General features: G+C 67.7%; 21 protein-coding genes and 1 tRNA gene. 10 read left to right on the top strand and 12 right to left on the bottom strand.

The window, feature by feature from the left end; genetic code table 11:
* Positions 1-96 precede the first annotated feature (96 nt).
* Positions 97-471, top strand: a complete 375-nt coding sequence (locus V3B30_RS07925; RefSeq protein ID WP_057497856.1) for a hypothetical protein — start codon at positions 97-99, stop codon at positions 469-471.
* A 60-nt stretch (positions 472-531) separates the two neighbouring features.
* Here the strand turns inward: V3B30_RS07925 and V3B30_RS07920 are convergent, their stop codons facing one another.
* The 3 genes from V3B30_RS07920 to V3B30_RS07910 all read right to left on the bottom strand — a co-directional run bounded on the left by V3B30_RS07920 (position 532) and on the right by V3B30_RS07910 (position 2,359).
* Positions 532-1,071 (bottom strand): pseudouridine synthase, encoded by a 540-nt coding sequence (locus tag V3B30_RS07920; protein ID WP_262084337.1) that lies wholly within the window; start codon positions 1,069-1,071, stop codon positions 532-534.
* Between the two features lie 68 nt (positions 1,072-1,139).
* Positions 1,140-1,400 (bottom strand): hypothetical protein, encoded by a 261-nt coding sequence (locus tag V3B30_RS07915; protein WP_315973639.1) that lies wholly within the window; start codon positions 1,398-1,400, stop codon positions 1,140-1,142.
* Between the two features lie 101 nt (positions 1,401-1,501).
* A complete protein-coding gene (locus V3B30_RS07910) occupies positions 1,502-2,359 on the bottom strand; it encodes a class I SAM-dependent methyltransferase (RefSeq protein ID WP_100474611.1) in 858 nt (285 codons plus the stop codon).
* Between the two features lie 169 nt (positions 2,360-2,528).
* On the opposite strand from V3B30_RS07910, the gene V3B30_RS07905 reads away from it, so the two are divergent.
* The 4 genes from V3B30_RS07905 to V3B30_RS07890 all read left to right on the top strand — a co-directional run bounded on the left by V3B30_RS07905 (position 2,529) and on the right by V3B30_RS07890 (position 6,959).
* Positions 2,529-3,485: an aldo/keto reductase gene (locus tag V3B30_RS07905; RefSeq protein ID WP_262084239.1), complete on the top strand. Its 957-nt coding sequence runs from the start codon at positions 2,529-2,531 to the stop codon at positions 3,483-3,485.
* Positions 3,486-4,129: 644 nt separating this feature from the next.
* Positions 4,130-4,202 (top strand) — tRNA-Gln (locus V3B30_RS07900).
* A 355-nt stretch (positions 4,203-4,557) separates the two neighbouring features.
* The gene (locus V3B30_RS07895) at positions 4,558-5,682 is read left to right on the top strand and encodes a slipin family protein (protein WP_262084238.1); all 1,125 of its coding nucleotides are present in this window, start codon (positions 4,558-4,560) and stop codon (positions 5,680-5,682) included.
* Between the two features lie 56 nt (positions 5,683-5,738).
* Positions 5,739-6,959, top strand: coding sequence for an RtcB family protein (locus tag V3B30_RS07890; protein WP_262084237.1), 1,221 nt, complete (start codon positions 5,739-5,741; stop codon positions 6,957-6,959).
* Between the two features lie 94 nt (positions 6,960-7,053).
* Here the strand turns inward: V3B30_RS07890 and V3B30_RS07885 are convergent, their stop codons facing one another.
* Both V3B30_RS07885 and V3B30_RS07880 read right to left on the bottom strand, forming a co-directional pair.
* Positions 7,054-7,959: an NAD(P)/FAD-dependent oxidoreductase gene (locus V3B30_RS07885; protein ID WP_262084236.1), complete on the bottom strand. Its 906-nt coding sequence runs from the start codon at positions 7,957-7,959 to the stop codon at positions 7,054-7,056.
* Complete coding sequence (locus V3B30_RS07880; RefSeq protein ID WP_100474626.1) at positions 7,949-8,404, bottom strand: Rrf2 family transcriptional regulator; 456 nt, start codon at positions 8,402-8,404, stop codon at positions 7,949-7,951. The genes V3B30_RS07885 and V3B30_RS07880 overlap by 11 nt, the downstream gene beginning before the upstream one ends.
* A gap of 183 nt (positions 8,405-8,587) precedes the next feature.
* Between V3B30_RS07880 and V3B30_RS07875 the strand changes: the two genes are divergently transcribed.
* Positions 8,588-10,708 carry a methyl-accepting chemotaxis protein gene (locus tag V3B30_RS07875; RefSeq protein WP_262084235.1) on the top strand — a complete coding sequence of 707 codons (2,121 nt, stop codon included), beginning with the start codon at positions 8,588-8,590 and terminating at the stop codon, positions 10,706-10,708.
* A 252-nt stretch (positions 10,709-10,960) separates the two neighbouring features.
* The gene (dkgB, locus tag V3B30_RS07870; RefSeq protein WP_262084234.1) at positions 10,961-11,770 is read left to right on the top strand and encodes a 2,5-didehydrogluconate reductase DkgB; all 810 of its coding nucleotides are present in this window, start codon (positions 10,961-10,963) and stop codon (positions 11,768-11,770) included.
* 98 nt (positions 11,771-11,868) lie between these two features.
* Here the strand turns inward: dkgB and V3B30_RS07865 are convergent, their stop codons facing one another.
* Positions 11,869-13,665 (bottom strand): ATP-binding protein, encoded by a 1,797-nt coding sequence (locus tag V3B30_RS07865; RefSeq protein WP_262084233.1) that lies wholly within the window; start codon positions 13,663-13,665, stop codon positions 11,869-11,871.
* A gap of 1 nt (position 13,666) precedes the next feature.
* Positions 13,667-14,023: a hypothetical protein gene (locus tag V3B30_RS07860; protein ID WP_238381636.1), complete on the bottom strand. Its 357-nt coding sequence runs from the start codon at positions 14,021-14,023 to the stop codon at positions 13,667-13,669.
* Positions 14,024-14,382: 359 nt separating this feature from the next.
* On the opposite strand from V3B30_RS07860, the gene V3B30_RS07855 reads away from it, so the two are divergent.
* Positions 14,383-15,159 carry a YdcF family protein gene (locus V3B30_RS07855; protein WP_262084232.1) on the top strand — a complete coding sequence of 259 codons (777 nt, stop codon included), beginning with the start codon at positions 14,383-14,385 and terminating at the stop codon, positions 15,157-15,159.
* On the opposite strand, the gene V3B30_RS07850 is transcribed toward V3B30_RS07855, so the two are convergent.
* Complete coding sequence (locus V3B30_RS07850; protein ID WP_262084231.1) at positions 15,122-15,823, bottom strand: alpha/beta hydrolase; 702 nt, start codon at positions 15,821-15,823, stop codon at positions 15,122-15,124. The genes V3B30_RS07855 and V3B30_RS07850 overlap by 38 nt on opposite strands.
* Positions 15,824-15,921: 98 nt before the next feature.
* On the opposite strand from V3B30_RS07850, the gene V3B30_RS07845 reads away from it, so the two are divergent.
* A complete protein-coding gene (locus V3B30_RS07845; RefSeq protein ID WP_100474648.1) occupies positions 15,922-16,302 on the top strand; it encodes a YbjQ family protein in 381 nt (126 codons plus the stop codon).
* A 24-nt stretch (positions 16,303-16,326) separates the two neighbouring features.
* Here the strand turns inward: V3B30_RS07845 and V3B30_RS07840 are convergent, their stop codons facing one another.
* Complete coding sequence (locus V3B30_RS07840; RefSeq protein ID WP_100474651.1) at positions 16,327-19,053, bottom strand: bifunctional acetate--CoA ligase family protein/GNAT family N-acetyltransferase; 2,727 nt, start codon at positions 19,051-19,053, stop codon at positions 16,327-16,329.
* Between the two features lie 83 nt (positions 19,054-19,136).
* Entirely contained in the window at positions 19,137-20,507 is a 1,371-nt protein-coding gene (mgtE, locus tag V3B30_RS07835) for a magnesium transporter (protein WP_262084230.1), read from the bottom strand.
* A 345-nt stretch (positions 20,508-20,852) separates the two neighbouring features.
* On the opposite strand from mgtE, the gene V3B30_RS07830 reads away from it, so the two are divergent.
* Positions 20,853-22,631 carry a monovalent cation:proton antiporter-2 (CPA2) family protein gene (locus V3B30_RS07830; protein ID WP_100474660.1) on the top strand — a complete coding sequence of 593 codons (1,779 nt, stop codon included), beginning with the start codon at positions 20,853-20,855 and terminating at the stop codon, positions 22,629-22,631.
* A gap of 74 nt (positions 22,632-22,705) precedes the next feature.
* Here V3B30_RS07830 and V3B30_RS07825 read toward each other — a convergent pair whose 3' ends face one another.
* The gene (locus tag V3B30_RS07825) at positions 22,706-26,044 is read right to left on the bottom strand and encodes an ankyrin repeat domain-containing protein (RefSeq protein ID WP_262084229.1); all 3,339 of its coding nucleotides are present in this window, start codon (positions 26,042-26,044) and stop codon (positions 22,706-22,708) included.
* Positions 26,037-26,297 carry a YcgL domain-containing protein gene (locus tag V3B30_RS07820; protein ID WP_100474666.1) on the bottom strand — a complete coding sequence of 87 codons (261 nt, stop codon included), beginning with the start codon at positions 26,295-26,297 and terminating at the stop codon, positions 26,037-26,039. The genes V3B30_RS07825 and V3B30_RS07820 overlap by 8 nt, the downstream gene beginning before the upstream one ends.
* Positions 26,298-26,355 lie beyond the last annotated feature (58 nt).

Genomic DNA, 26,355 nt, shown 5'->3' with positions numbered 1-26,355 from the left:
CTGCGCTGAAGTCACGCCACGTGCTGCCTCGACTGACATACCGTTTACGGGCAACACGCGACACTGGACTTCGACCCGAGGCAAAGGACCCCCCGCATGAGCAAGCTGACCGTAATCACCGACCGCGCTCTGGAGCGCGCCCTGGAGCTGGCCCACACCGCCGGCGATGGCCTGAAGAGCGCCGGTGGCAGCCTGCGCAATGCGGACTGGATCAAGACCGGCGCCGCCATCGGCGCAGTGAAGACCGGCGGCAAGGTGGCGACCAAGTTCGTGCGCCGCAATCCGGCGGTGGCCGTGGCTGCAGCTGCGGTCGGCGTGGGCCTGCTCGGCTATGCGCTGTACCGCAAGCAGCAGAAGAAGAAGGCGGCCAATGGCCACGTAGTGAATGGGCAGGCGCAGCGCATCAACGCGCGTGACCGCCGCAACGACACTGTCGTGGACGAGCACAGCGATATCGGCAGCGACGCCTGAGACCGTAGACCGCTGCCAGGGCCGGGGTCCTTCCCCAGGAAGGGCTCCGGCCTTTTCATTTCAACCGATCTGCCGCCACTGCCCGGGCTGTAGGCCCTCCAGCCGGTACGGCCCCATCGCCACCCGCACCAGACGCAGCGTCGGCAGGTTCACCGCCGCGGTCATCCGACGCACCTGGCGGTTGCGGCCCTCGCGGATCGTGACCGCCAACCAGCTGTCGGGTACGGTCTTGCGGAAGCGCACCGGCGGATCACGCGTCCACAGCGACGGCGCCGGATCGAGGCGCTCGATCTTCGCCGGCAGGGTCGGCCCGTCGTTCAGCTCTACGCCGTCGCGCAGCCGTTGCAGCTGCTCGTCGCTGGGCGTGCCTTCCACCTGCACCCAGTAGGTCTTGTCGGCCTTGTGCTTCGGGTCGGTCAGCTTGTGCGCCAGCGTGCCGTTGTCGGTCAGCAGCAGCAGGCCCTCGCTGTCATGGTCCAGCCGGCCGGCGGCATACACGCGCGGCGGCAGGCCGAACCCGGCCAGGGTCGGCCGCGGCGGCACGCTGCGGTCGGTGAACTGGCAGAGCACGTTGAAGGGCTTGTTGAAGGCGATCAGCATTGCGGGCACGGCGGGCGGCGGGTGGGGCATTGTCCCATTCCCGCATCGCCGCCGCGATCACCGGCTGCTCAGCCGAAGACCTTCCTTTCCATCAACAGCGCAACGAGCACCACTACGGCGCCGCACGTGGCGGCAGCGTTGGCGCGGTAGCGCAGCCGCGCTACCGGTGGGCAGGTCCTGCGCGCGCGTTCGTCCAGCAGGCAACCAACGAGCAGCACCGCAAAACCTGCCGCCGCCACGAGGTCATGCACGTGACCCGCATGGAACACGAAGTCGTACAACCGCGGCAACGCCATCAATGCGAAGGCGAAGTACAGCACTTTCTTCAACAGCACACTCCATTGACGGCAGCGCCGGGCATTGCCCGGCGGCGACCCATTCCATCCAACACCGCGCTGCGCGCTCACCGGGCGCAGCCCAGCGCCACCCGCTACGGCTTGATGAAGCGCAGCGTCATGCGGTCGCTTTCGCCGATCGCCTGGTACTTCGCATCGTCGGCCTTGTCGTGCTGGTTGGTCGGCGGCAGCGTCCACACGCCGTTCGGGTGGTCCTTGGTGTCACGCGGGTTGGCGTTGACCTCGCTGCGTGCGTCCAGCTTGAAGCCGGCGGCCTCGGCCATCGCGATCACCTGCTGCTGGCCGACATAGCCGGTGTCATCGTCGTCGGCCACGTCGGCCTTGGCGCGATGCTCGACCACGCCCAGCACGCCGCCCGGCTTGAGCACGTTGAAGAAGCCCTGGAACATGCCCTGCGCCTGGCCGGCCTTGCGCCAGTTGTGCACGTTGCGGAAGGTCAGCACCACATCGGCTGAACTGGCCGGGCCGAACACCGGCTTGGCCGGATCGTAGGCCACCACGGCGGTCTTGCCGAACTGTGCCGGCGCAGCGGCGTACTTCTTTTCCAGGCTGTCGCGACTGCGCTGCTGGTAGTCACGGCCGCGGCCTTCGGCAACGGCCATCGGATCGACCACGGCGGCAACGTAGTGGCCCTTGTCGTGCAGCAGCGGCGCCAGGATTTCCGAGTACCAGCCGTTGCCAGGGGTGATCTCGATGACGGTCTTCTCCGGTGCCACCTTGAAGAACGACAACGTCTGCGCAGGATGACGGAAGCCATCGCGCTTGACGTTGTTGGCATCGCGGGTGGGCGCCTTCACCGCCGCGTCGATGGCCGGTGAGACCTGGATCTTCGCCGGTGCGACCGTGGCCGGTACGGCGAACGCGGGAACAGCGGCAAGCAGGGCCGAAGCAAGCAGCAGGCGGCAACCACGCAGGGACGAAGCAGGCATCATCGGAGCGACTCCAGCGGAAGATGCGGCGAGACTAGCAGCCGCGGCGTCCCAGGTGTTCACAAAACGTTAGCTGCGTGCGCATCGCGGAACACTGTTTTGTGGTCGCCGCCGCAGCGCGGTCACACAACGCGTTCTATTCTGGAGCACTTCCCCCAAGGAGTCCGTGCCCATGACGGCAACCCGCGAACTGGGCCGTTCCGGCCTGCATGTACGTCCGCTCGCCTTCGGTGGCAACGTGTTCGGCTGGAGCGCCGATGAGAAGGCCAGCTTCGCCCTGCTCGATGCCTTCGTCGACGCCGGCTTCAACCTGGTCGACACCGCCGATGTGTACTCGGCTTGGGTGCCGGGCAATGCCGGCGGCGAATCGGAAACGCTGATCGGCAAGTGGTTTGCCCGCAGCGGCAAGCGCGACAAGGTGGTGCTGGCGACCAAGGTGGCCAAGTGGGCCGAACGCCCCGGCCTGACCCCGGACAACATCAATGCCGCGGTCGAGGATTCACTGCGCCGCCTGCAGACCGACGTGATCGATCTGTACCAGGCCCACGAGGATGACGAGTCGACGCCACTGGAAGCGACCCTGGCCGCGTTCGGCCGCCTGATCGAAGCCGGCAAGGTGCGCGCGATCGGTGCCTCCAACTACAGCGCCACGCGCCTGGCCGACGCGCTGAAGGTGTCCACCGACTACAAGCTGCCGCGTTACGAAACCCTGCAGCCGGAGTACAACCTGTACGACCGTGCCGGCTACGAGAAGGAGCTGGAACCACTGGTGGAGCGCGAACAGATCGGCGTGATCGGCTACTACGCGCTGGCCAGCGGCTTCCTCAGCGGCAAGTACCGCACGCCGGCCGATGCGGCCAAGAGCCCGGCACGTGGCGAAACGGTGGTGAAGCGCTATCTGAATCCGCGTGGCCTGCGCATCCTGCAGGCGCTGGACGACGTGGCCAGCAAGCACAATGCCAGTGCCGCACAGATCGCACTCGGATGGCAGATCGCACGGCCGTCGATCACCGCGCCGATCGTCAGCGCCACCAGCGTCGAGCAGCTGCACGATCTGCTGGCGGCGGCCAACCTGTCGCTGAGCGTGCAGGATGTCGCGCAGCTGGATGCCGCCAGCAAAGAAGGCTGAGTTGTAGTGCCGGCCGCTGGTCGGCATCGCACAATGCCGAAGAAAATAATTGAACAAAATGGTTGCACGCGAGTAAATCGTGGTTTATCGTGCGCATCTCGTTTCAACAACCACTGGAAACTTCCCTTGAACGCGCATTCCGTCGCCATCGCCAAACTGCTGCCATGCCTGCGCATGGACGTGCTGGCGCGCGCGTTCGGCAAGGAAGTCCAGCTGACAACGGCCTGATACCCGCCCTGCGGAGATCGGCCACCCCGATCTCCGAGGCCTGACGACGCCCTCGGAACGCAAGTCCCGGGGGCGTTTTCGTTTGCGTCGGCACAAGGACCCGCGATGCCAGAACTGCACCCCGCGCGGCAGCCCGCCGCTCACTGACCCAGGTTTTTCCCGCCCCGCCGAAGGATTTACTTCGCGCGAGTGGCGACGCCTGGACATTATCTGCATCGCACCCAAACATTATCGCTCGCGATAATGTCGGTGGCCTGCACCCTCGATTCTCCAACGGTCCCGTTTCATCCACGGGCTGGTGCGCGCGGCGTTGCCGTGGAGTATGCCGGAGGTCGCGGACATGCCATCGCCTGGATCGCCTGCTGGAGGCAGGCGCCGGTTCGCCGGTACGCGGTTCGATTCCGCGCGGTTCACCACTGGATAGCTCAGTCGGGTAGAGCAACGGATCCTGATTCCGTCTGTCGTGGGTTCGATTCCCACTCCAAACCACATGACCTGTCACGTCATGACTTGAAGCAGCACCCGGGGCGCAAGCCCCAGCGGCCATCGTCGCCGTCCACGGACAACGCCTTCGGGCAGGAACGTGGAAGGCAACGGACCGCACGCCGGGCCCCGGCCCGCCGCCACTGCCAGCCACGTTCCGCACCGGTGCTCCCTGCCGGGAACGACGACGGCAGCAGTGCCGGTGCACCGAAGGCTCCGCGCGCGGACCGTCCGCCGGTGGCCGCCCTCTTCCGCTGGCTGCACGTGGTGTGCAGGCAGCCTCGCCACGACCTGATCGACCCGGGTCACGGCGATTCATGCCATCGGGTCGAACCACCAGAGCCAACAAGGAGAGACTCCCATGTTCTGGACCATCAAGGTCGTGATCGGCGACGGCGAGCGCGGCCTGGTGTATCGCAACCGTCGTTTCCAGCAGATCCTGCTGCCGGGCGTGCACCGCCTGTCGCCGTTCGGCGGCCGCCCGCACGTGGACATCCACACTGCATCGAAGGGCGCGGCCTACACCGGCAGCGACCAGGACAGCCTGATCGAGGCACTGGGCGCGACGCTGGACACGCACTTCGTGCTGGCCAACGTCGGTGCCACCGAGGTCGGCCTGTTGCTGCGCAACGGCCGCATCGATGAAGTGCTGCCGCCGGGCAGCCGCCGTCTGTACTGGCGCGGTTCGGTCGATACCCAGGTGCAGGTAATGGCGCTGGGTGACGAGCCGCGTATTCCGGCGGACGTGCAGCAGCGCCTGGGCCAGCTGGGCGTGTTGCCGCGTGTGGCGGTGATCAGCACCGTGCCGAGCGAGTCGGTCGGCCTGCTGTTCATCGATGGCACGCTGCGGCAGACGCTGGACGCCGGCCTGCACGCGTTCTGGAACTTCAACGGCAACGTGTCGGTGGAGCGCGTGGAGCTGCGTGCGCGTTCGCTGGATGTGTCCGGCCAGGAACTGCTCAGCCGCGACAAGGTGACCCTGCGGGTGAACCTGGCCGCGACCGTGCAGGTGGTCGACCCGGTGCGTGCACACCGCACGCTCAGCAATGCCGACGAGTTCGTCTACCGGCAGCTGCAGTTCGGCCTGCGCCAGGCGATTGCCGCGCGCAGCCTGGACGAGCTGCTGGGTGACAAGGCGGCACTGGACGGCGAGATCGCCGCCCATGTGCAGGCGGCGATCGAGGGCCACGGCTTGCGGTTGCTCGGCGTGGGCATCAAGGACGTGATCCTGCCGGGCGAGATGAAGGAGATCCTCAACGGTGTGGTGCTGGCCGAGAAGCAGGCACAGGCCAGCGTGATCCGTCGCCGCGAGGAGGCCAATGCCACGCGTTCGCAGCTCAACACCGCAAAGCTGATCGAGGACAACCCGGTGCTGATGCGCTTGAAGGAGCTGGAGGCGCTGGAGAAGGTCACCGAGAAGATCGACAAGCTCACCGTGTTCGGCGGCCTGGATGGCGTGCTGAAGCAGCTGGTGACGATCAGGTAGGGGGTAGCGGTGGCGCAGGGACGCGCCGCCGGCCCATCAAGGACAAACACGAAGACATGGACACTCAATACAACTATCAATGGCTGCACGCCGAGGGCACCACGCCGATCAAGGGCTGGGTCAACGGCGTACCGCTGGAAGCGCAGGCGCATGAGCAGCTGCGCAACATCGCCGCGATCCCGTTCGTCGGGCCGTGGGTGGCCGTGATGCCGGACGTGCATCTGGGCAAGGGCGCGACCGTGGGCTCGGTGATCCCGACCCGCGGTGCGATCATCCCGGCGGCGGTCGGCGTCGACATCGGCTGCGGCATGGCGGCGGTGCGTACCACGCTGCGCGCCAATGACCTGCCCGATGACCTGCGGCAGCTGCGCAGCAGCATCGAGCGCAGCATCCCGGTCGGCAACGGTCGCGGCGGCGAGCACCACCGCATGCCCGACAGCATCCACACCCGGCTGGTACAGTCCGGGCTGGCCGCCGGCCTGGAGAGGATCAAGGACAAGCACCGCAGGATCCGCACCGACAAGCTGGACCGCCAGCTGGGTACGCTGGGCGGCGGCAACCACTTCATCGAACTGTGCCTGGACGAGACGGATACGGTGTGGGTGATGCTGCACAGCGGATCGCGCGGTACCGGCAACCTGATCGGCACGTACTTCATCGAGAAGGCGCGCGAGGAACTGGCGCGGCGCGTGCTCGGCTTCCACCTGCCGGACAAGGACCTGGCGTTCTTCATGGAAGGCGAGCCGCTGTTCGATGACTACGTCGAAGCGGTGTCGTGGGCGCAGGACTACGCCCGGCAGAACCGCGAGGCGATGATGTCGCGGGTGCTGGCCGAGATGCGCCACCGGTTGCCGAAGTTCCAGCTGGCGGCGATGGCGGTGAACTGCCACCACAACTACGTACAGAAGGAGACGCACCACGGCCAGGAACTGCTGGTGACCCGCAAGGGCGCGGTGAGTGCGCGCGAGGGCGAACTTGGCATCATTCCCGGCAGCATGGGCACGCGCAGCTACATCGTGCGTGGCAAGGGCAACGCGGACAGCTTCCACAGCTGCAGCCACGGCGCCGGCCGGGTGATGAGCCGCGGCACTGCGCGCCAGCAGATCACGCTGGCCCAGCATCGCGAAGCGACCGCGCACGTGGAATGCCGCAAGGACAGCGGTGTGCTGGACGAGTCGCCGGCGGCGTACAAGTCGATCGACGATGTGATGGCCGCACAGCTCGATCTGGTCGACGTGGTGCACACGCTGCGGCAAGTGCTGTGCGTGAAGGGATGAGGGAGGGGTGCCGGCCAAGGCCGGCACCTACCAGAGCAGCACGGCATGCCGGGGTCAGAGCCCTTTCTGCGAAAGGGATCTGACCCCGAGACGTTCAGCGCGGCACGCTGTCCTCGGCCACCAGCGCATGGTGCATCCCGATTCCCGCGCGAACGCCCTCGGCAGTGGCCAGGGTGATGTTGCCGACCGTGGTCGCATCGCCTGCGGCATACACGTTCGGCACCGAGGTCTGCTTCATCATGTCGACCTCGATCAGCACGCCCAGCGGGCTCTCCGCCAGCGTGCAGCCGAGCTGCTGCACCAGCGGTGTGGCCATCGCCTGGGTGGCCGGTACGAACAGCGCACGCTGGGCGATGCGGCGGCCATCGGCCAGCTCCACTTCCAGCCAGGTCGGCTGGTCGCCCTGCACCCCCAGCACCGGCGAGGTCTCGATCTGCACGCCGCGCTGCTGCATGGCCGCCCGCTCCTCCTCGGTGATCGGCAGGCCCTGGCTGAAGAAGGTGACATTGCCCCAGTCGGCGAACAGCGGTGCTTTGCCGGCGGACATCGGATGGCCACCGAGCAGCCCGATTGCGCCACCGCCGACTTCATAACCGTGGCAGTAAGGGCAGTGCAGCACGGTGCTGCCCCAGCGCTCGGCCAGTCCGGGGAGCTCCGGCAGCTGGTCGGCGATGCCGCTGGCCAGCAGCAGCTTGCGCGCGGCCAGCACCTGGCCATCGGCGGTGCGCACTTCCACGCCCGCTGCGCTGGCGGTGGCCTGCACCGCCTCGGCCTGCAGCCAGCGCACGCTGGGGTAATCCAGCAGTTGCTGGCGCGCAGTCTTCAGCAGCTCGGCGCCGCTGATGCCATCCAGCCCCAGCACACCGTGCGAATGGCTGGCGAAACGGTTGCGCGGCGAACCGGCGTCGATGACGGTGACCGGGCGACGGGCACGGGCCAGGATCAGGCCGGCGGCGATGCCGGCATAGCTGCCGCCGACGATGAGCACATCAGGATTCATGGTGACCCTCCAGGGAACGGTGATGGGCGAGATGGCGGGCGAAATCGGCGCCGAGCTGGTCCAGCGTGGTCGCCTGCAGGCGCTGTTCGAGCAGCCGCTGCGCCTCCCGTGCGCCCTCCAGCAAGGCACTGTTGACCAGCTGCTGGATCGGGCAGCCGCCGCCTGGATCACGGCTACCGACCTGCACCAGCGGCGGTGCGCCCACCGCCAGGTAGATGTCATGCAGGGTGATGGCTGCGGCGTCGCGGGCCAGCTGGCTGCCGCCCCCATGGCCGCGGGCACTGTGCACCAGGCCGGCCTTGTGCAGCTGCGCCAGCAGGCGGCGGATCACCACCGGGTGGGTCGGCAGGCACGACGCCAGCTGCTCGGAGGTACGCGGGGCGGACTGGCCGACCAGGTGCGCCATCACGTGCAGGGCATCGGAGAGGGGATTCGCGGATTTCATGTAACAACAATAGTTACATTTAATCCAGCTGTCGAGGGTCCGCATTCGTTCCATATGGACACATTTGTCCTATGAAATAGTTTCTTCACATCGCTAAACGAAACGCGAATGTGATGAGTGTCGCACTTCAGTGCGCGGGCGACGGGTCGATACCGCAGTGCCCCTTCCCGAGAGTGCTTCCCCATGAATGCGTCTGTCCGTGCTCCGCGCCTGCAGTCCAAGCTGCTCGGCGCGGTTTCTGTTGGTCTGGCCGTGGTCCTGCTGTGCGCCCTGGCAGGCCTGGCCTTCGCCTGGTTGAAGGTGTCCACCGAGGTTCCACCCGAGGTCGCGCACAGCCGCGATGCCGAACGCCTGCAGCGTGAATTCCGCGGCCAGGTGCAGGAATGGAAGAACGTGCTGCTGCGCGGCCACGACGATGCCCTGCGCAAGCGTCACCTGGATGCCTTCGACAGCGAAGGTCGTCTGGTCGAGCAACTGGCCAAGGGCCTGGTGACCAGCCCGGACACGCGCACGCGCGAACTGGCGCAGGCGTTCATCGGCCTGCACGCGCAGCTGCAGCAGGACTACCACGCGGCGCTGCAGGCGTTTGCCGAGGCCAGCTACGATCCCGCCGCCGGCGACATCCTCGTGCGCGGCAAGGATCGCCCGGTGGCGGCGGCACTGGATGCGCTGAGCACGCACGCCACGCAGGTGGCCGAAGCGGCGCTGGCAGCGCGCTCGCAGCAGGCGCGGCAGACCCTGCTGCTGTGTGCGGCACTGACCGTGCTGGCCGCCGTTCTTCTGCTGATGGGCCTGGCCTGGTGGCTGCGGCGTGCGGTGGTGCAGCCGGTGCTGGCAGTGGAAGCCGCTGCGCGTGCAGTGGCCGCCGGTGATCTGCAGCACGTGGTGCAGGTGCGCAGCCGCGACGAGATCGGTCGCCTCGCGCAGGCCATGCAGGCGGTGCAATCCACGCTGCGCGGCGTGCTGGATGCACAGACCGCGATGGCGCAGGCGCACGAAGCCGGCACCATCAGCCATCGCATGGACGCCGGTGCCTTCCCCGGCGCGTTCGGCACCATGGTGGCCGACTGCAACACGCTGGTCGACGCGCACATCCAGGTCAAGATGCGCGCGATCTCGATCATGGGCCGTTACGCCGTCGGCGACCTCAGCCAGGACATGGAGCGCCTGCCCGGCGAGAAGGCGGTGATCACCGAAGCGCTGGACGCGGTCAAGCACAACCTCGGCGCGATCAACGGCGAGATCCGCCGCCTGGCTGAAGCGGCGGCCGCCGGTGACTTCAGCCAGCGCGGCGACAGTGCCCGCTTCGAGCATGATTTCCGCGCGATGGTCGAGGGCCTGAACCGCCTGATGCAGACCACCGAGCTGAACCTGGGCGAGGTCTCCAGCATGCTGCGCGCGATCGCCGATGGACGCCTCGGCGCGCGCATGCACGGGGATTTCCAGGGCGTGTTCGCGCGTATCGCCGGCGACGCCAATACCACCGCCGCGCAGCTGGCGACCATCGTCACCGACATCAAGCACGCCTCCGGCAGCATCCACACCGCCGCTGCGGAGATCGCCGCCGGCAATAATGATCTGTCGCGCCGCACCGAACAGCAGGCCGCCAACCTGGAAGAGACGGCGGCGTCGATGGAGGAGCTGACCTCCACCGTGCGCCAGAACGCCGAGCATGCGCGCCAGGCCAACCAGCTGGCGATCGGCGCGCATACGGTCGCCTCGCACGGTGGCAGCGTGGTCGGCCAGGTGGTGGCGACGATGGGCGCAATCGAAACCTCGTCGCGGCAGATCGCCGAGATCATCAGCGTGATCGATGGCATCGCGTTCCAGACCAACATCTTGGCGCTGAATGCCGCGGTGGAAGCGGCGCGCGCCGGTGAACAGGGCCGCGGCTTCGCGGTGGTCGCCAGTGAAGTGCGCACGCTGGCACAGCGCTCGGCGGCGGCCGCGAAGGAGATCAAGTCACTGATCGAAGCCTCGGTGGAACAGGTCGGTCACGGCGCGCAGCGCGTGCGCGAGGCGGGCGACACCATGGCCGAGATCGTTGCATCGGTGCAGCGCGTGACCGACATCATGGCCGAGATCTCCGCCGCCTCGCAGGAACAGAGCGCGGGCATTGAACAGGTCAGCCAGACCGTGATCCAGATGGATGGCACCACCCAGCAGAACGCTGCACTGGTGGAAGAGGCCAGCGCCGCGGCGCGCAGCCTGGAGCAGCAGGCCAACCGCCTGATCGATGCCGTCGATGTGTTCGATCTGTCGACCACGGCGGCGGTGAAGGGCGAGCAGGCACGCGCGGCCTGATTGATCCGGTTGCCGGCCAGCGGCCGGCAGCCGGATCCGTGCGGACCAACGGTCCGCACCCACCATAGCGGTCGTGCCGGACGCTGGCCGGCAGCGTCCCACGCCGCATGGGTGGCGCCCGACCGTTGGTCGGGCGGTGGCAGGAATCCGTGCGTATACGGTGATGCAATGCACCGTTGCCGGCATGCACGCGGCCACTGGCCTACCCTTTGCCGGATGTTCCCGCCTCCCTCCCCTTCTGCTGGAGCCCCCATGACTGTCCCCGCCCTCGGTCTCGGCACCTTCCGCCTGAAAGACCAGACCGTGATCGACTCCGTGCGCAACGCGCTGTCGGTCGGCTACCGCGCCATCGATACCGCGCAGATCTACGGCAACGAAGCCGACGTTGGCCAGGCCATCGCCGACTCCGGCGTGCCGCGCGATGAGATCTACCTGACCACCAAGGTCTGGATCACCGAGTTCAAGCGCGATGCGCTGCTGGCCAGCCTGCGCACCAGCCTGGAAAAGCTCCGCACCGACCAGGTGGATCTGGCGCTGATCCACTGGCCTTCGCCGAACGACAAGGTCGACGTGCCGATGGAGGAGTACCTGGCCGCACTGGCCGAAGCCAAGGCGCAGGGCCTGACCCGTGAGATCGGCATTTCCAACTTCACCGTCGCGCAGACCCGCAAGGCGATCGGCATCCTCGGTGCCGATGCCATCGCCACCAATCAGATCGAAGTCCACCCCTACCTGCAGAACCGCCTGCTGGTGAAGTTCCTGCAGGACAACGGCATCCACGTCACCGCCTACATGAGCCTGGCCTATGGCGAGGTGATCAAGGACCCGGTGATCCAGGCTATTGCCGGCCGCCACCAGGCCACCCCGGCGCAGATCGCGCTGGCCTGGGCGCTGCAGCAGGGCTTCTCGGTGATCCCGTCATCGACCAAGCGCGAGAACCTGTCCAGCAACCTGGAAGCGGCGGCGATCCGCCTGACCGACGAAGACCTGGCACAGATCGCCAGGCTCGACCGCGGCCACCGCCTGGCCAACCCGGAAGGCATCGCCCCGGCCTGGGATTGATTCCAACGACGGCGCGCAACGGCCCTGGTAGGCGCCGGCCTTGGTCGGCGCAGACGTCTGATCGATCGATGAAACATCGTGCCGACCAAGGTCGGCACCTACCGGAAGCGCCCCGCCGCCGGAATGGTTGGAGCCTGGTCCTGCACAGTTGCACCCGAACCACCGCGTCCTGCAACACCGCGCAACATGTCCAGCACGTCGTGGATATCCAGTGGCTTGCATAGAAAACCGGCAGCCCCCAGCGCACGGGCTCTTTCAATCACCTGTACCCGCGTATCCGCGCTCATTACAAGAACCGGTGGCGCGCCGGGGCCCCTGGCCACCGACTCCAGCACCTCCCATCCGCTGCAGCCCGGCATGTGCAGATCCAGCAGCACCACATCGGGCCCGAGTGCCTTGATCACTTCCCGCGCATCGTGGCCATCATGGCGGGAGCTCAGGCGATGGCCGGCGCTCTGCAGCAGGCGTTCCACCACGTCACGGTTGGTTTCCACATCCTCGAACAGCAGGCAGTGCAGCGATCGAACCGACGCTGCGTGTGACTGAAGAAGCTGTTCAAGGGAAGGAAGAGGGTCCACCTCCGAGGTGGAGGCCACCGTGAAGCGCCACACGAACGAGGCACCGCCTGCTTCACTGCGGCCCACGCTGATCGTTCCACCCATGGCATCGGAAATCAGCCGCACGATGTACAGCCCCAGCCCGACACCCTGCTCGCAGCGTGCCTCGCCCTGGCTGAGCTGTACGAATGGCGAGAAGATCATCTCCAGATCCGCGCCATCGATCCCCGTGCCGGAATCGCAGACCTCGATCTGAAGCTGCCAGTCGTCGCCCGATGGGACGGCATCAATGGATACCCACACCTCGCCCGCCATCGGGCTGAACTTGATGGCGTTGCAGACAAGATTGGTCACCACCTGTTCGATACGGCCGCCGTCTGCCAGCATCCATACATCTGGCTCGCTCCCATCCATCTGCAGAAGTACGCCCTTGTCGGCGGCCGCGGGCATGCAGGTTGCCTGCACGCCTTCAATGAGCGACCGCAGCGAACAAGGATGAAGCCGCAACCGCAACCGACCACCATCGATGCTGGCTACGTCCAGTACATCATCGATGCGGTGCCTGAGCGCCTGCGCCTGTCTTGCGACCGTCGCCAGTGCATGCCGTTGGGCCGTACCCACCGTACCCACCTCCAGCAGTTGGATCCCACTGATGATGGCGTTCAGCGGCGTCCGAAGCTCGTGGCTCATCGTACTGACGAATCGGCCCTGCGCCTCACGCGAAGCAATGGCGCGCAGCGCTATGTCACGCATCGCCGCTACCAGCGACGCTACTACCAACGGCAACAGGATCGTCAATGCCAGCGCGTAGGCCAGGTAGGCGGGTCGAGAGACCCAATAGCCTTCAGGCGCGGCCCACAACAATGCCAGCGCAGTCGATGCGATCGCGGGAGCAATTGCCCTGCGGCCATACACCGCGGTGGCGGAGATCACGAGGAAAGGCAGGGCTGCATTGAGCGTCATCAGCAGGATGAACGCCGCGTCCACCTGGATCGCAACCATTGCCAGGCTGAGCAGGAGGCCTACCCCATCGCACCAGCGGTGCCAGCGCTCCATGCAGAGCCTTGCAAGGAGTGCCCATGTCACGGATACCACAAGCAGTGCAACGGCCTCCGGCAACACGCGGGCCGCCTCATTGGCCAGAACCGGCTGCGGACCATCCACCCACAGCCAGCACCACAGCACCACCAGTGCCTGCAGCAGCACCCGGAATCCGCTGGCGCGTGGCTCCTGCAGGCACGACAGAAGCCAAGCCAGGCGGTGCATCTCCAGCGCACGGGCTGCCTGCAGCAACGCTGCCGGTGCAAAGGCCTGCGAGGACACACGGGGCTCGTTCACGTCAGCCCCCTTCCATCAGGAAATGCGTCGTCGCACGATGCAGAAGACGCTGCGCAGACAGCGCCAACGCGCATGCCCGCCGCCGCACAGCGCACGCTTCTGTACCCGAGCGGAGACAGTCACTCAGCGCGTCGCAGGCTTGTGCAACCCCGGCGCTGCCCAACGCCGAGGTAACACTCTTCAGGGCATGCAGGCGCGCCAGCTCCTGCTCCATGCCACCGAAGGACTCTTCCTTTGCCTTGCTCATCCATTGCGAGATCGCCCCGTCCAACGCCGCGGTGAATGATGGCAAGTGGTGAGGTGACGTTGCCGCAATGAGACAGAGCATCGAGCCCTCTCCGAGCTCGGGTCGTTCCATGGCGCGCGACCCCGGGTTCAGCCCAACCCGTGAATTCAAGCCTTGCATTGCCTTCCCCCGTCTGTCGCATTCAACACCTGAACGAGCCCACTCCAGCGCCCGGTTGCGCCTGACCATTAGACTTCAGGCGTCAGCATGCAGGACTCACGAGCTACTGCATCCGCTGATGGATCTGTACGAAGAACTGCGGGAAGCCGCCACCCAGCAGATACCCTGCGGCAATCGCGAGCATGATTCCGCCTACGATGACAGCACATCGGGTCGGGAGTGAAAGTCGCTTCAGGTCCATGGCATCCAGCATGTAGGCAACGATCTCTCCATGCCATCGGAATCCTTTCAAACTTACCCTATGGACCACCATGCTGACATTGACACTTCTCCTGCTGCTTTCATGCGGCGCGCTGGTCCTGAAACGACGCCTGCGCAGTGCCGCTCTCCTGGCGACGCTTCCGCTGGCCATTGCAGCCAGCGCCAGCACGCCCATCACGCAATGGCTGCTGGACCGTGCGCAGGACACGCCGCTTGTCACTGAACATGCGCTCCATCCGCGCACTGTGATCGTAGTGCTGGGTGCTGGCATCGATCACGATGCCCGTGGCCCCAGGCCCGGGCTGGCCGGTTATAGCCGCCTGATGAGGGCTGCACAGCGTTACCACAAATGCGACCGCACGGGGGAAGTCTGTACCGTGCTTGCCAGCGGAGGCGTCACTGCCACGGGCGATGCCGCTGAGGCCGATGTCTACGCAAGGGAACTGATTGCCCTGGGCGTGCCCACCGAGAAGATTGTCCGCGAGCGTGCCAGCAGCAACACCTGGCAGAACGCCAGAAACAGCAGTGCGATCATCGGGCGCAACAGCTCGCGAGTGGTGCTGGTGACCTCAGGCCTGCATCTCACGCGGAGCCTGATCTACTTCCGTCACTTCGGCGTCGGGGCCGAGGGCCTGCCCAGTGACCACCTCCGTGCCACCCGTGGGTGGTTGCCCTCCACATTCAATCTACTGCTGGTGGAAGTGATGCTGCATGAGCGTATCGGCGTTCTGCGCTACCACCTCTACAACTGGATGGGCTGGAACCAGGCGCCGGCTGGACCGGATGCAGTCACTTCTGCAGCAACCACCCGCGCATCGCCGCACTGACCTCGTCCGGTTTTTCCATCGGTGCCAGGTGCCCGCAATCAGGCACCACCACCAGCTGCGAGTGCGGCACCAACGCGTGCATTTCCTCGCTCACCGCCAGCGGCGTGATGCGATCGTTCGCGCCGCACACGATCAGCAGCGGATCGCGGTAGCCGGCCAGCACATCATGGCCATCGCGGCGTTCCAGCGCGCTCTGGCGCAGGAACACGTCCGCGCCCAGGCGGGCGGTCATGTCGCGCACACGCTGCACCAGCACGTAGTCATCCAGCCGCGAAGCATCGATGTAGCTGCGCATCAGCACATCACCGAAGCCGTGGAATTTCCCCGGCAGGCGCACGCTGGCACGTTGGCTGCGGCGCTGCTCGGCCCGCTCGGGTGAGTCGGCGTGGATCGAGGTGTCGATCAGCGCCAGCTGCAGCACCCGCTCCGGCGCGATGCGCAGGATCTGCTGGGCCACGAAACCTCCAAGCGAGAAACCAGCCAGCGCAAAGCGCTCCGGTGCCTGCGCCAGCACGTCTTCGGCCACCGCCTGCAGGGTCTCGCCACGGGTCTGGTCGCCCACGTTGCAGTCGGCGATATCGGCCAGGTCGGCCAGCTGCGCGCGCCACAGCTCGGCGTCGTTGAGCAGGCCGGGCAGCATCAACAGGGGAATACGGTCGGTCATGGGGGTATTGTCGCGCCAGCGCGGTGACGGAACCATGCCGCAACGGGCGGTTGCGTTGTAGAGTCAGGCAAGCTCGACCCTACAACACGGACGCGACCATGGCAGACCCCTACAACAGCGGCACCTCTTCTCCGCCGGCACTGCGCTTCGACGATGCGCTGGTCACCACCGCCTTCGAGCTGCCCGGGCACCGCGTCGTGCGCAACCTCGGTGTGGTACGCGGCATCACCGTGCGCTCGCGTTCGATCGTCGGCAACTTCCTGGGCGGCATCCAGACGATCTTCGGCGGCAACATCACCATCTACACCGAGCTGTGCGAACAGGCCCGCGAGGAAACCTACCGCGACATGGTCAAGCATGCGCGGCAGCTGGGTGCCAACGCGATCATCGGCATGCGCTACGACGCCACCGATGTGATGACCGGGCTGACCGAGGTGCTGTGCTATGGCACGGCGGTGGTGGTGGAACCAATGCGGTAGGTCCGGTGCACCGCCGAGCGCGGATCACGCCGCCGGCGGCACTTCAGGAACCTCGACCTGCTGCACCGGCAGGGTCACCATCATCACCGTCGGGTCGTCCGGGTCCAGCTTCGTCTTGAAGCCCAGGCTCTGGCACATCGCCAGCATGGTGCTGTTCTCGCGCAGCACCTGGCCTTCGACCACGTCCAGGCCCAGCCACTTGGCATACTCGATCATGATCGCCATCAGGCGCCAACCGATGCCGTGGCCCTTCAGGTCCGAGCGGATCAGGATGCCGTACTCGCCACGGTGGTAGTCCGCGTCGGCGTGCAGGCGCACTGCGCCCAGCATTTCCCCGCTGCGTGGCTCGATCGCCACCAGTGCGATCGAGCGTGCGTAGTCGAGCTGGGTCAGGCGCGCGATGAACTCGTGGCTGAAGTGCTTCACCGACTGGAAGAAGCGCAGGCGCAGGTCCTCGTCGCTGACACGGGCGAAGAACGCACGGAACAGTGCGTCGTCTTCCGGCCGCACCGGGCGCACGAAGGCACGGCCGCCATCGGACAGTTCGATGGTGCGCTCCCACTCCTTCGGGTACGGGAACACCGAGAAGCGTGGGTGGCCGCGGCCCTTGTGCAGGATGCGCGACGGCGCCACCGCCACGCGTGCGTCGAGGGCGAGGATGCCCTTGCCGTCGACCAGCAGCGGATTGATGTCCAGCGTACGCACTTCGGGAATGTCGGCGGCCAACTGCGCCAGCTTGACCAGCGCCAGCGCCAGTGCGCGCTCATCGGCGGCGGGCACATCGCCGTAGGCCTTGAGGATGCGCGAGGCCCGGGTCTGGCCGATCAACTCGTGAGCCAAGCGTAGATCCAGCGGCGGCAGCGCCAACGCCTTGTCATTGATCACTTCGACGGCAGTACCGCCACGGCCGACCACGATCACCGGGCCGAACGTCGCGTCATCGGCGATGCCGACGATCAGTTCGCGCGCCTTCGGGCGGACGATGGTCGGCTGTACCAGCAGGCCATCGATGCGCGCATCCGGCCGCAGCTGGCGTGCGCGCGACAGGATCGCGTTGGCCGCGCTCTGCACCGCCGGCAGCGTGGACAGGTTCAGGCGCACGCCATCCACTTCCGACTTGTGCGGAATATCCGGCGAGAGAATCTTCAGAGCAACCGTGGCACCGCGTTCCAGCAGCGGCTGCGCCAGGTCCATCGCCTCGTGCGCATCGCGCGCGTGCATCACCGGCGCGGAGGGAATGCCATAGGCCTTGAGCAGTTCATGGGTGGCCAGCGGGTCCAGCCACTGCTGGCCGTTGGCCAGTGCGGCATCGACCAGCGTGCGTGCGGCGGCTGTGTCGACGCTGAAGTCCTGCGGCAGGCTGGGCGGCGTTTCCATCAAGGCGTTCTGCGCTTCGCGATAGCGCACCAGGTGCTGGAAGCCACGTACGGCCTCGGCCTCGGTCGGGTAGGTCGGCACCCGTGCTGCGTTGAGCGTGGCGGTAGCCTGGTCGTCGTTGCCCAGCCACACCGCAAACACCGGCTTGTCGCGATGATGGCGCGGGCGCAGGCCGAGCGTGCGGGTGAGCGCCTGCGCGGCGTCCGCCGATGAGGTGAACGCGGTCGGCACGTTGACCACCATCACCGCGTCATTCTCATTGTCGGCCAGCAGCGCTTCGATGGCCGCGGCGTAGCGGTCACCATCGGCGTCGACCACGATGTCGACCGGATTGCTGCGCGACCAGCCCTGCGGCAACGCCGCGTCGAGCTTCTCGATGGTGCTGTCGGACAGATTGGCCAGCGTGCCACGCAATGCGATGAGTTGGTCCACGGCAAGGCGGCCGACACCGCCACCGTTGCTGAGGATGGCCAGGCGGCGACCGGGGAAGGTGCCCAGCCGGCCCAGTGACTCGGCGGCGGTGAACAGCTCGTCCAGCGCCCCCACGCGCAGCAGGCCGGCGCGGTTGAAGGCCGCCCCGTACACATCGTCGGCGCGGGCCAGGGCCTGCACATGGGTATCGCGGCTGCCTGGCTGCACGCGTTCGGCGCGGCCGGACTTCACCACCACCACCGGCTTGGCGCGTGCGGCGGCACGGGCGGCCGACATGAACTTGCGCGCGTCCTTGATCTGCTCGACGTAGAGCAGGATGGCGCGGGTGCGGTAATCGGTGGCGAAGTAGTCGAGCAGGTCACCGAAGTCGACGTCCATCGTGTCGCCCAGCGAGACCACGGCGGAGAAGCCGACCGAGCGCGCCACGCCCCATTCCACCAGCGCAGCGGCAATGGCCGAGGATTCGGAGATCAGCGCGAGGTCGCCAGCCTGCGGGAAGTGCGCGGCGATGCTCGCGTTGAGCCGCGCATGCGGTGCGATCACGCCCAGGCAGTGCGGGCCGAGGATGCGCAGGCCATGCTTGCGGGCCACCGCTTCGACCTGCGCCGACGGCGAACCCGGGCCTTCGCCCAGGTGCGCGGTGAGGATGATCGCCGCCTGCACGCCACGCTCGGCGGCAGTGCGCACCACCTGCGGCACGATCGCCGCCGGTGCGGTGATCACCACCAGGTCGGGCACCCAGTCCAGGTCCTTCAGCCGCTTGACCGTGCGGATGCCATCGATCTCGGCATGCCGCGGATTGACCCACGCCACCTTGCCGGGAAAGCCGGTGCCGCGCAGGTTGCGCATCACTGCACGCCCGGCCGAGCGCTCACGCGGGCTGCCGCCAATCACCGCGACCGACTGCGGACGGAACACGGACTGCAGGTGGTAGGTACTCATGCGCCTACGGTACCCAAAAAAGGGGACGGAGGGGATTAAGTCGTTTGTGCACAAACGACTTAATCCCCTCCGTCCCCTTTTTGTTACAGCAGCGTGCCGTGCAGGATCATCGCGGCGATGCTGAAATAGATCACCAGCCCGGTAACGTCCACCAGGGTGGCCACGAACGGGGCCGAGGCGCTGGCCGGGTCGAAACCAAGCCGCTTGAGGATGAAGGGCAGCATCGAGCCGGACAGCGAACCGAAGGTAACGATGCCGACCAGGGCCGCGCCGATGGTGATCGCCAGCAGGATCCAGTGCTCGCCGTAGTCATGCAGGCCACCCAGCTGCCAGATCACGATGCGCACGATGGCCAGGCAGCCGAGGATGGCGCCCAGCACCATGCCGGTCGGCACTTCGCGCAGGGCCACCTTCCACCAGTCGCGCAGGCGCAGTTCACGCAGCGCCAGGCTGCGGATCAGCAACGAGGTGGCCTGCGAACCGGAGTTGCCGCCCGAACTCATGATCAGTGGGATGAACAGGGTCAGCACCACCGCACGCGCCAGTTCGTCCTCGTAGTGCTGCATCGCGCTGGCGGTCAGCATCTCGCCCAGGAACAGCACGCTCAGCCAGCCGGCGCGCTTGCGCAGCATCTCGAAGAAGCCGATCTGCATGTACGGCTTGTCCAGTGCTTCCATGCCGCCGAACTTGTGCGCGTCCTCGGTGGATTCTTCGATCAGCGCATCGAGCACGTCGTCCACGGTAACGATGCCGAGCATCTGCTGCTGCGCGTCGACCACCGGGATCGCCAGCAGGTCGTGGCGGCGGATCAGCCGCGCCACTTCTTCCTGGTCCATCAGCGCGTCCACCGTTACCGGCGGATTGACCTGGGCCACGTCCAGGATCGACTCCTCGGGCAGGCCGGTGATCAGCCGGCGCATGGTCACAACCTGCTGCAGCTGCTGGCTGGCCGGCTCCAGCACGTAGATCGCGTACACCGTCTCGCGGGTGCGCTCGACCTGGCGGATGTGCTGCAGGGTCTGCGCCACGGTCCAGCTGGCGGGCACCGCCACGTACTCGGTGGTCATCAGCGCACCGGCAGTGTTCGGCGGGTAGCTGAGCAGCTTCTGGATGGCCTGGCGGGCATCGGTGCCCAGCAGTGGGATCAGCCGCGCGCGTTCGTCCTCGTCCAGCTCGTGGACGATGTCGGTGGCGCGGTCGTCGGCCATCAGGCCCAGCAGAGCCGCAGCCCGCGCCGGCGGCAGCGCGGCCACCAGCTCGCCGCTGCGGTGCAGCTCCGGCGCTTCAAGCATCTTCACTGCACGCGGCAACGGGAGCGCGGCCAGCGTTTCCGCGGCGCGGGTCAGTTCCAGCGTGTTGAGGAATTCCACCGCGTCGGCGGTGTTGTAGTTCGCCAGCGGTGCGGCCAGTGCGGCGGCATCGGCCACCGGGCGCAGCAGTTGCTTCTGGTTCATCGGTTTTGCCTTGTGGGGTGCGACCTCGCGCAACGCCAACGCAGGCAAACCGTCCCGATGTCAGGCGGTGGCCATCGCTGGCGTCGAACGAGGTCGACTTCTACTGTCGCTGGACATGGGTTGGGGACTCCGGGATGCGTGTGCCGGCGGACGCGCCGCCAGCGGCGGGCAGTCTGGACCGGTGGGCCATGCAGGTCAACCCGGCAGCCCTGCGCCGAAACCCGGCCCGGCCGGTTGCTCTCGTGCATACACAGGCCGGCGCGCATAATGGTGGCGTGGCGTTCGCCACGCCCTCCCCCACCCGAACGGACGCACAGCGGGCTCTCCCGATGACCAGGTACTCCCATGCATAGCGGTGGTCTGGAACTGGCCCTGGTGCTGCTGCTGGCGGCGGTCATCGCCGTGCCGGTGTTCAAGAAGTTCGGCTTCGGCGCAGTGCTGGGCTACCTGGCGGCCGGCGTGGTGCTCGGCCCGGACGGGCTGGGCTTCGTGCAGGATGCCGACCGCATCCTTGGCGCCGCCGAGATCGGCGTGGTGATGCTGCTGTTCGTGATCGGCCTGGAGCTGTCACCAGCACGCCTGAAGGTGATGCGGCGCTCGGTGTTCGGTGCCGGTGCGGCGCAGGTGGCGCTGTCCGGGCTGGTGCTGGGCGGCCTGCTGCTGCTCGACCATTTCCAGTGGAAGAGCGCGCTGGTGGTGGGCGTGGCATTGGCGCTGTCGTCCACCGCAGTCGGCCTGCAGCTGCTGTCCGAGCACAAGGCGATCAACAGCGACCATGGCCGGCTGGGCTTCGCCATCCTGCTGTTCCAGGACCTGATCGCGATCCCGCTGCTGGCGGCCATCCCGCTGCTGGGCGGGGTAAAGAACGAGACCCTGCGCTGGGAAGACGCCGCCGTCGCGCTCGGCGCGCTGGCCGTGGTGATCCTGTGCGGGCGCCCGGTGCTGCGCAAGGTGTTCAGCATCATCGCGCGCACCCGCAGCCCGGAGGTATTCACCGCTACCGCGCTGCTGGTGGTGCTGGGCACCGCCTGGTTCATGCAGGAGGCCGGCCTCAGCCCCAGCCTCGGCGCGTTCCTGGCCGGCGTGCTGCTGTCCGATTCGGAGTTCCGGCACGAACTGGAGGCGCAGATCGAGCCGTTCAAGGGCCTGCTGCTGGGCCTGTTCTTCATCGCGGTGGGCATGGGCATCGACCTCGACCGCATCGCGGCCGAGCCCTGGCTGATCGCGGCCGGCGTGGCGATCCTGCTGGTGGTCAAGTTCAGCCTGCTGTACGTGATTGGCCGCATTGCAAAGCTAGGGTCACGGCAGTCGCTGCTGCTGGGCAGCGTGCTGTGGCTGGGTGGCGAGTTCGCCTTCGTGGTGTTCAACGAAGCACAGCGCGCGCACCTGCTGGGCAACGCCAACCATGACCGGCTGGTGGCGATCGTCGGCCTGTCGATGGCGATCACACCGCTGCTGATGATCGCGCTGCTCAAGCTGCTCGGCCGGGAGAAGGCGGTGCCGCACCAGGCCGCCGAGGCGGACAAGGTGGCGCCGGACAACCGGCCCAAGGTGCTGATCGCCGGCATGGGCCGCTTCGGCCAGGTGATCGCGCGCCTGCTGACCGCGCAGAAGGTGCCGTTCGTAGCGCTGGAGGCGAACCCGGACACCGTGGCCGACCTGCGCCGCTTCGGCAACCAGCTGTACTACGGCGACCCGACCCGGCCGGAGATGCTGCGCGCAGCAGGCGGCGAGCACATCGATGTGTTCGTGATCACTGTGGATGACCCGGAAACCAACCTTCGCGCAGTGCGCATGGTGCGCCGGCTGTACCCGGACGCAAAGGTGCTGGCGCGTGCACGCAACCGCCAGCACGCGTGGCGCCTGATGGACATGTCGGCCGAACCGTTCCGCGAAGTGTTCGGCACCAGCCTGGAAATGAGCGGGCGCGTGCTGACTGCATTGGGTGTTGCACCTGAAGTGGCCGAACGCCACGTGCAGCGCTTCCGTGAGCACGACGAGCAGCTGCTGCGCGACCAGTACCTGGTCTACGACGACGAGGCCGCGGTGATCCAGACCTCGCGCGATGCACGCAACGACCTGATGCACCTGTTCGAGGCCGACGCGGAGAGCGACGACAAGTAGGCGTGCCGACCAACGGTCGGCACCCACCACAGATTGCGGTAGTGCCGGCCGCTGGCCGGCACCATTTCCAGGGATCAGCCGTTGTCGCGCAGGAACCGCGCCATCGACGAAACGCCCGGCACGCGCGGTTCGAACTCGCCAGCAACGTCGATGAAACCACGCATCACCGCGATCTCGCGCGGGCTGCGGTTGAGGCTGTCGCGCACTTCCGGATCGGCGCCGGCGCGCAGCAGGCGCTGCACCAGCAGCGGCAGGCCATGCAGCGCGGCCAGATGCAGCGGGCCGAAGCCGCGCGGATCGCGCACGTCCAGGCTGACGTCCTCATCCAGCAGGCGCTCTACCGCCGCCATCACCACCTGCTCGTCGCAGGCGGTGCCCGGCTCGGCACGGGCGCCCAGCAGCAGCAGCAGCGGCGTGACCGAACCGGCCGCGGCCTGGTCCGGTTCGGCCCCGGCCAGCAGCAGGGTGTCGAGCAGGGCCAGCAGGCGCGAACGGTCGCGGGCACTGAAGCCGTACAGCGCAGCACAGTGCAGCGGCCCCAGCTGCTGCGCATCACCGGCATGCACGTCGGCACCAGCGGTGAGCAGGCGCGCGACGATGTCCGGCAGGCCCAGCGCCGAGGCCAGCATCAGCACGGTCACGCCGCCCGGCAGGCGGTGCTCCAGCTTGGCGCCGGCATCGAGCAGGGCCGAAACGATATCCACCTGGCGCATGCTGACCGCCGCCGACAATGGCGTCGCACCACTGGCAGCGGCGTGCTGCGGATCGGCGCCACGCGCCAGCAGCAGGTCGGTCACCGCCAGGTGGCCGCCACCGGCCGCACGCAGCAGCGCGGTGCAGCCCTGTGCGTCGACCGCGTCGACGGCAAATCCCAGATCGATCAGGCGGCGCACCGCGTCCACATCACCGGCCATCGCGGCAGCCGGCAGATCGGCCTCGCGCAGGGTACGGCGCGGCAGCGGCCACACCCGCCAGTCGAGCCAGTCGGCCAGGTCACGGCGACCGATCGACAGTGCCACGCCCAGCGGCGTCTGGCCATCGGCGGCGCGTGCTTCCGGCGAGGCGCCGTGCTGCACCAGCAGCTTCAGCGCACCTTCGCGGGCCAGCGCGGTGGCCAGGTGCAGTGCGGTCATGCCATGGCTGTCGCGCGCTTCGCGATCGACACCGGCCTTGAGCAGGGCCAGCTGCAGGCGCAGCCAGCCCAGGCGCACCGCCAGCGACAACGGCGGGTCACCGGCCGGCGACGCGGCGAACGGATCGGCGCCACGCTCCAGCAGTTCCAGCGCCAGCTGTTCCAGGCCACGCGCGGCCTGGTCGTGCTGCGCGCAGGCGGCCAGGAACCGCGCCAGGCCGCCGCGGCCGGCTGGCGACAGGCCACGCTGCAGCATCACCTGCAGCGCGGGCACCGCATCGATGCCGCGCGACAGCAGCGCGAACATCGGCGTGTCGGCGCAGGCATCGCGCACGTAGGGATCGGCGCCGTGGGCCAGCAGCCAGTCGACCGCACGCGGTTCCAGCGCCAGCTCCGGATCGAGCAGCAGGCCACCCAGTTCCTCCGGCTGGCACAGCTTGGCCAGCGCGGCCATGCCTTCAGTGTTGCCGAAGCCAAGTGCCTCGCGCAGCAGGGTCAGCGGCGGGCGGTCCGGCAGCAGGCCGCTGGCGCTGGCCGCTTCGCCGCGTTCGGCCAGGCCATCACTGACGGCGGCCGGCAAGGGATAGGACGGGTCCAGCAGGGCGACGATCGCCCAGCGGCCGGCTTCGGCGGCATAGTCCACCGCGCGGCGACCGAGCGGATCGGCGGCATCGGCGGCGATGCCCAGCTCGACCAGGCGCTTGATCAGCAGCGGTGAGACATCCTCGGCCATGGCCGCCAGCTGCACCGCATTGCGGCCTTCGCCGTCGACCGCGGCCAGGTCCGGCTTGTGCGGCAACAGGTGCTCGACCACCGCGGCTCGGCCGGCACGGGCCGCTTCCAGCCACGGCGTGCGACCCAGTGCATCGCGCGCCTCCAGATTGGCACCGGCGCCCAGCAGCACGCCGATGATCTCCACGTGGCCGGCCAGCGCCGCCTCGTGCAGCGCACTGCGACGCTGGCGATCACGCGCGTCGGCCCGTGCCTTGTGCTTGAGCAGCAGCTGCACACCGGCCGGATCGTCGTCTTCGGTGGCGGCGGCGGCCAGCAGCACCGGCGTGCCTTCGGCCGGTTCACTGCGCGCACCCCGTTCGAGCAGGAAGCGCGCCAGGCGCCAGTTGCCCACCTGGCAGGCCACCGCCAGCGGCGACCAGCCATCGCGGTTCAGCGCATCGACTTCGGCGGCGGCATCGCGCAGCAGCGCGGCCACGCCCGGGTCGGAACTGCGGGCTGCATGGTGCAGGGGGGTGTTGCCGTCGCTGTCGGTCGCGCGCGAATCGGCGCCGTTGGCGAGCAGGGTCATCACCGCTTCGGGGCGGCCATGCCAGCTGTCGCGGGTCGCGGCCAACAGCGGGGTCATGCCCCGGTGCGGACCATTCACATCGACACCGCGGGCAATCAATTCGCGCAGCAGGCGCAGGTCCGGCAGCACTGCGGCCAGTACCGCCAGGCTGCGCTGGTCGCGCCAGTTCGGGTCCGGCAGCGCATAGGGATCGGCACCGGCCTGCAGCAGCTGCAGGGCGCGGTCGATGCGGCCATGGCGGGCGGCTTCATACAATGCCGGTGTCAGTTCCTGTGGCGCCATGGCCTCCAGCGGCGCGGTTTCGGCCGCAGCGGGGAACATCGGTTCGTGTTCACTGCTGGCCGCTGCCAATGAGCTGGGGCGCAGCGACACCAGCGGCGCCGGCGCGACCCGCTGCAGCAACAGGTGCAGCACAGGCGACAGCAGCACGACCGCCAGTGCGGCGGGCCAGCGCGCCCTTTCCGGCAACAGGCCCGGCCAGGCCGGCAGCACCACCAGCGCGGCCAGCGCGATCACCAGCGCCGCGACACCGAAACCACGCCAAGCGGTCAGGTCGCGCCCGGCCAGCGCCTGCCAGTGCTGGGCCAGGCTGCCATCGAGGCGTTCAACGTCATTCCACAACGGCCAGGTGCGCCAGGCCGCCAGCAGGCCGGCACTGACCAGTACGCTCAGGCCCAGCACCGCCGCCAGGCTGCCGCTGTCGCGCAGCGCCGGCAGTGGCCAGGCCAGCAGCAGCGCCAGCAGCAGCGGTGCGGCGGTCCACAGCGCCAGCAGCGCGGGCAGGTCCTGGCGTGCGACCACCTTCAGCGGCAGCAGCGCGCGGCTGCGACGCCACCACGACACACCCAGCGCGAACGCTGGCTGCGCCAGCGCGGCAAGGATGGCACCCGGGACGCCGCCCACGGCGGCGCCCAGCGCCAGCACGGCACCCACGGCGAACGCGATCGACAGGACGCGTGGACGGGAGGCGTCAGTCATAGTGCCGCGGCATCAGGCTTGCCACCGACGGCGGCACCTGCAGGTAGAACCCACGTTCGCTCATTTCGCTGCGGACCTTTTCAGGATCGGCCTGGGCCAGGCGGCGCTGGGCATCCAGGGCCACCTCCAGGACGAAGGTGAGCGACCCCAGCGAGGTGAGCAGCGGCGCGGGCAGCGTGCTGAAATCATCGCGTCGGGGAACGTAGACGTAGGTGTCCGGCTTGAGTTGGCTTTTATAGACGTAGGCGTGCATGTCCGCGGGACGATAACCCGGGAAGAGCCATGATTGTGTCGGAAAGCCGACACCGGGG

This window comes from Stenotrophomonas sp. SMYL41, assembly GCF_036319965.1.
Lineage (GTDB): Bacteria > Pseudomonadota > Gammaproteobacteria > Xanthomonadales > Xanthomonadaceae > Stenotrophomonas > Stenotrophomonas maltophilia_R.
Note: the sequence above shows the minus strand (reverse complement) of the source record. Positions and strands in the feature narration are given on the sequence as shown.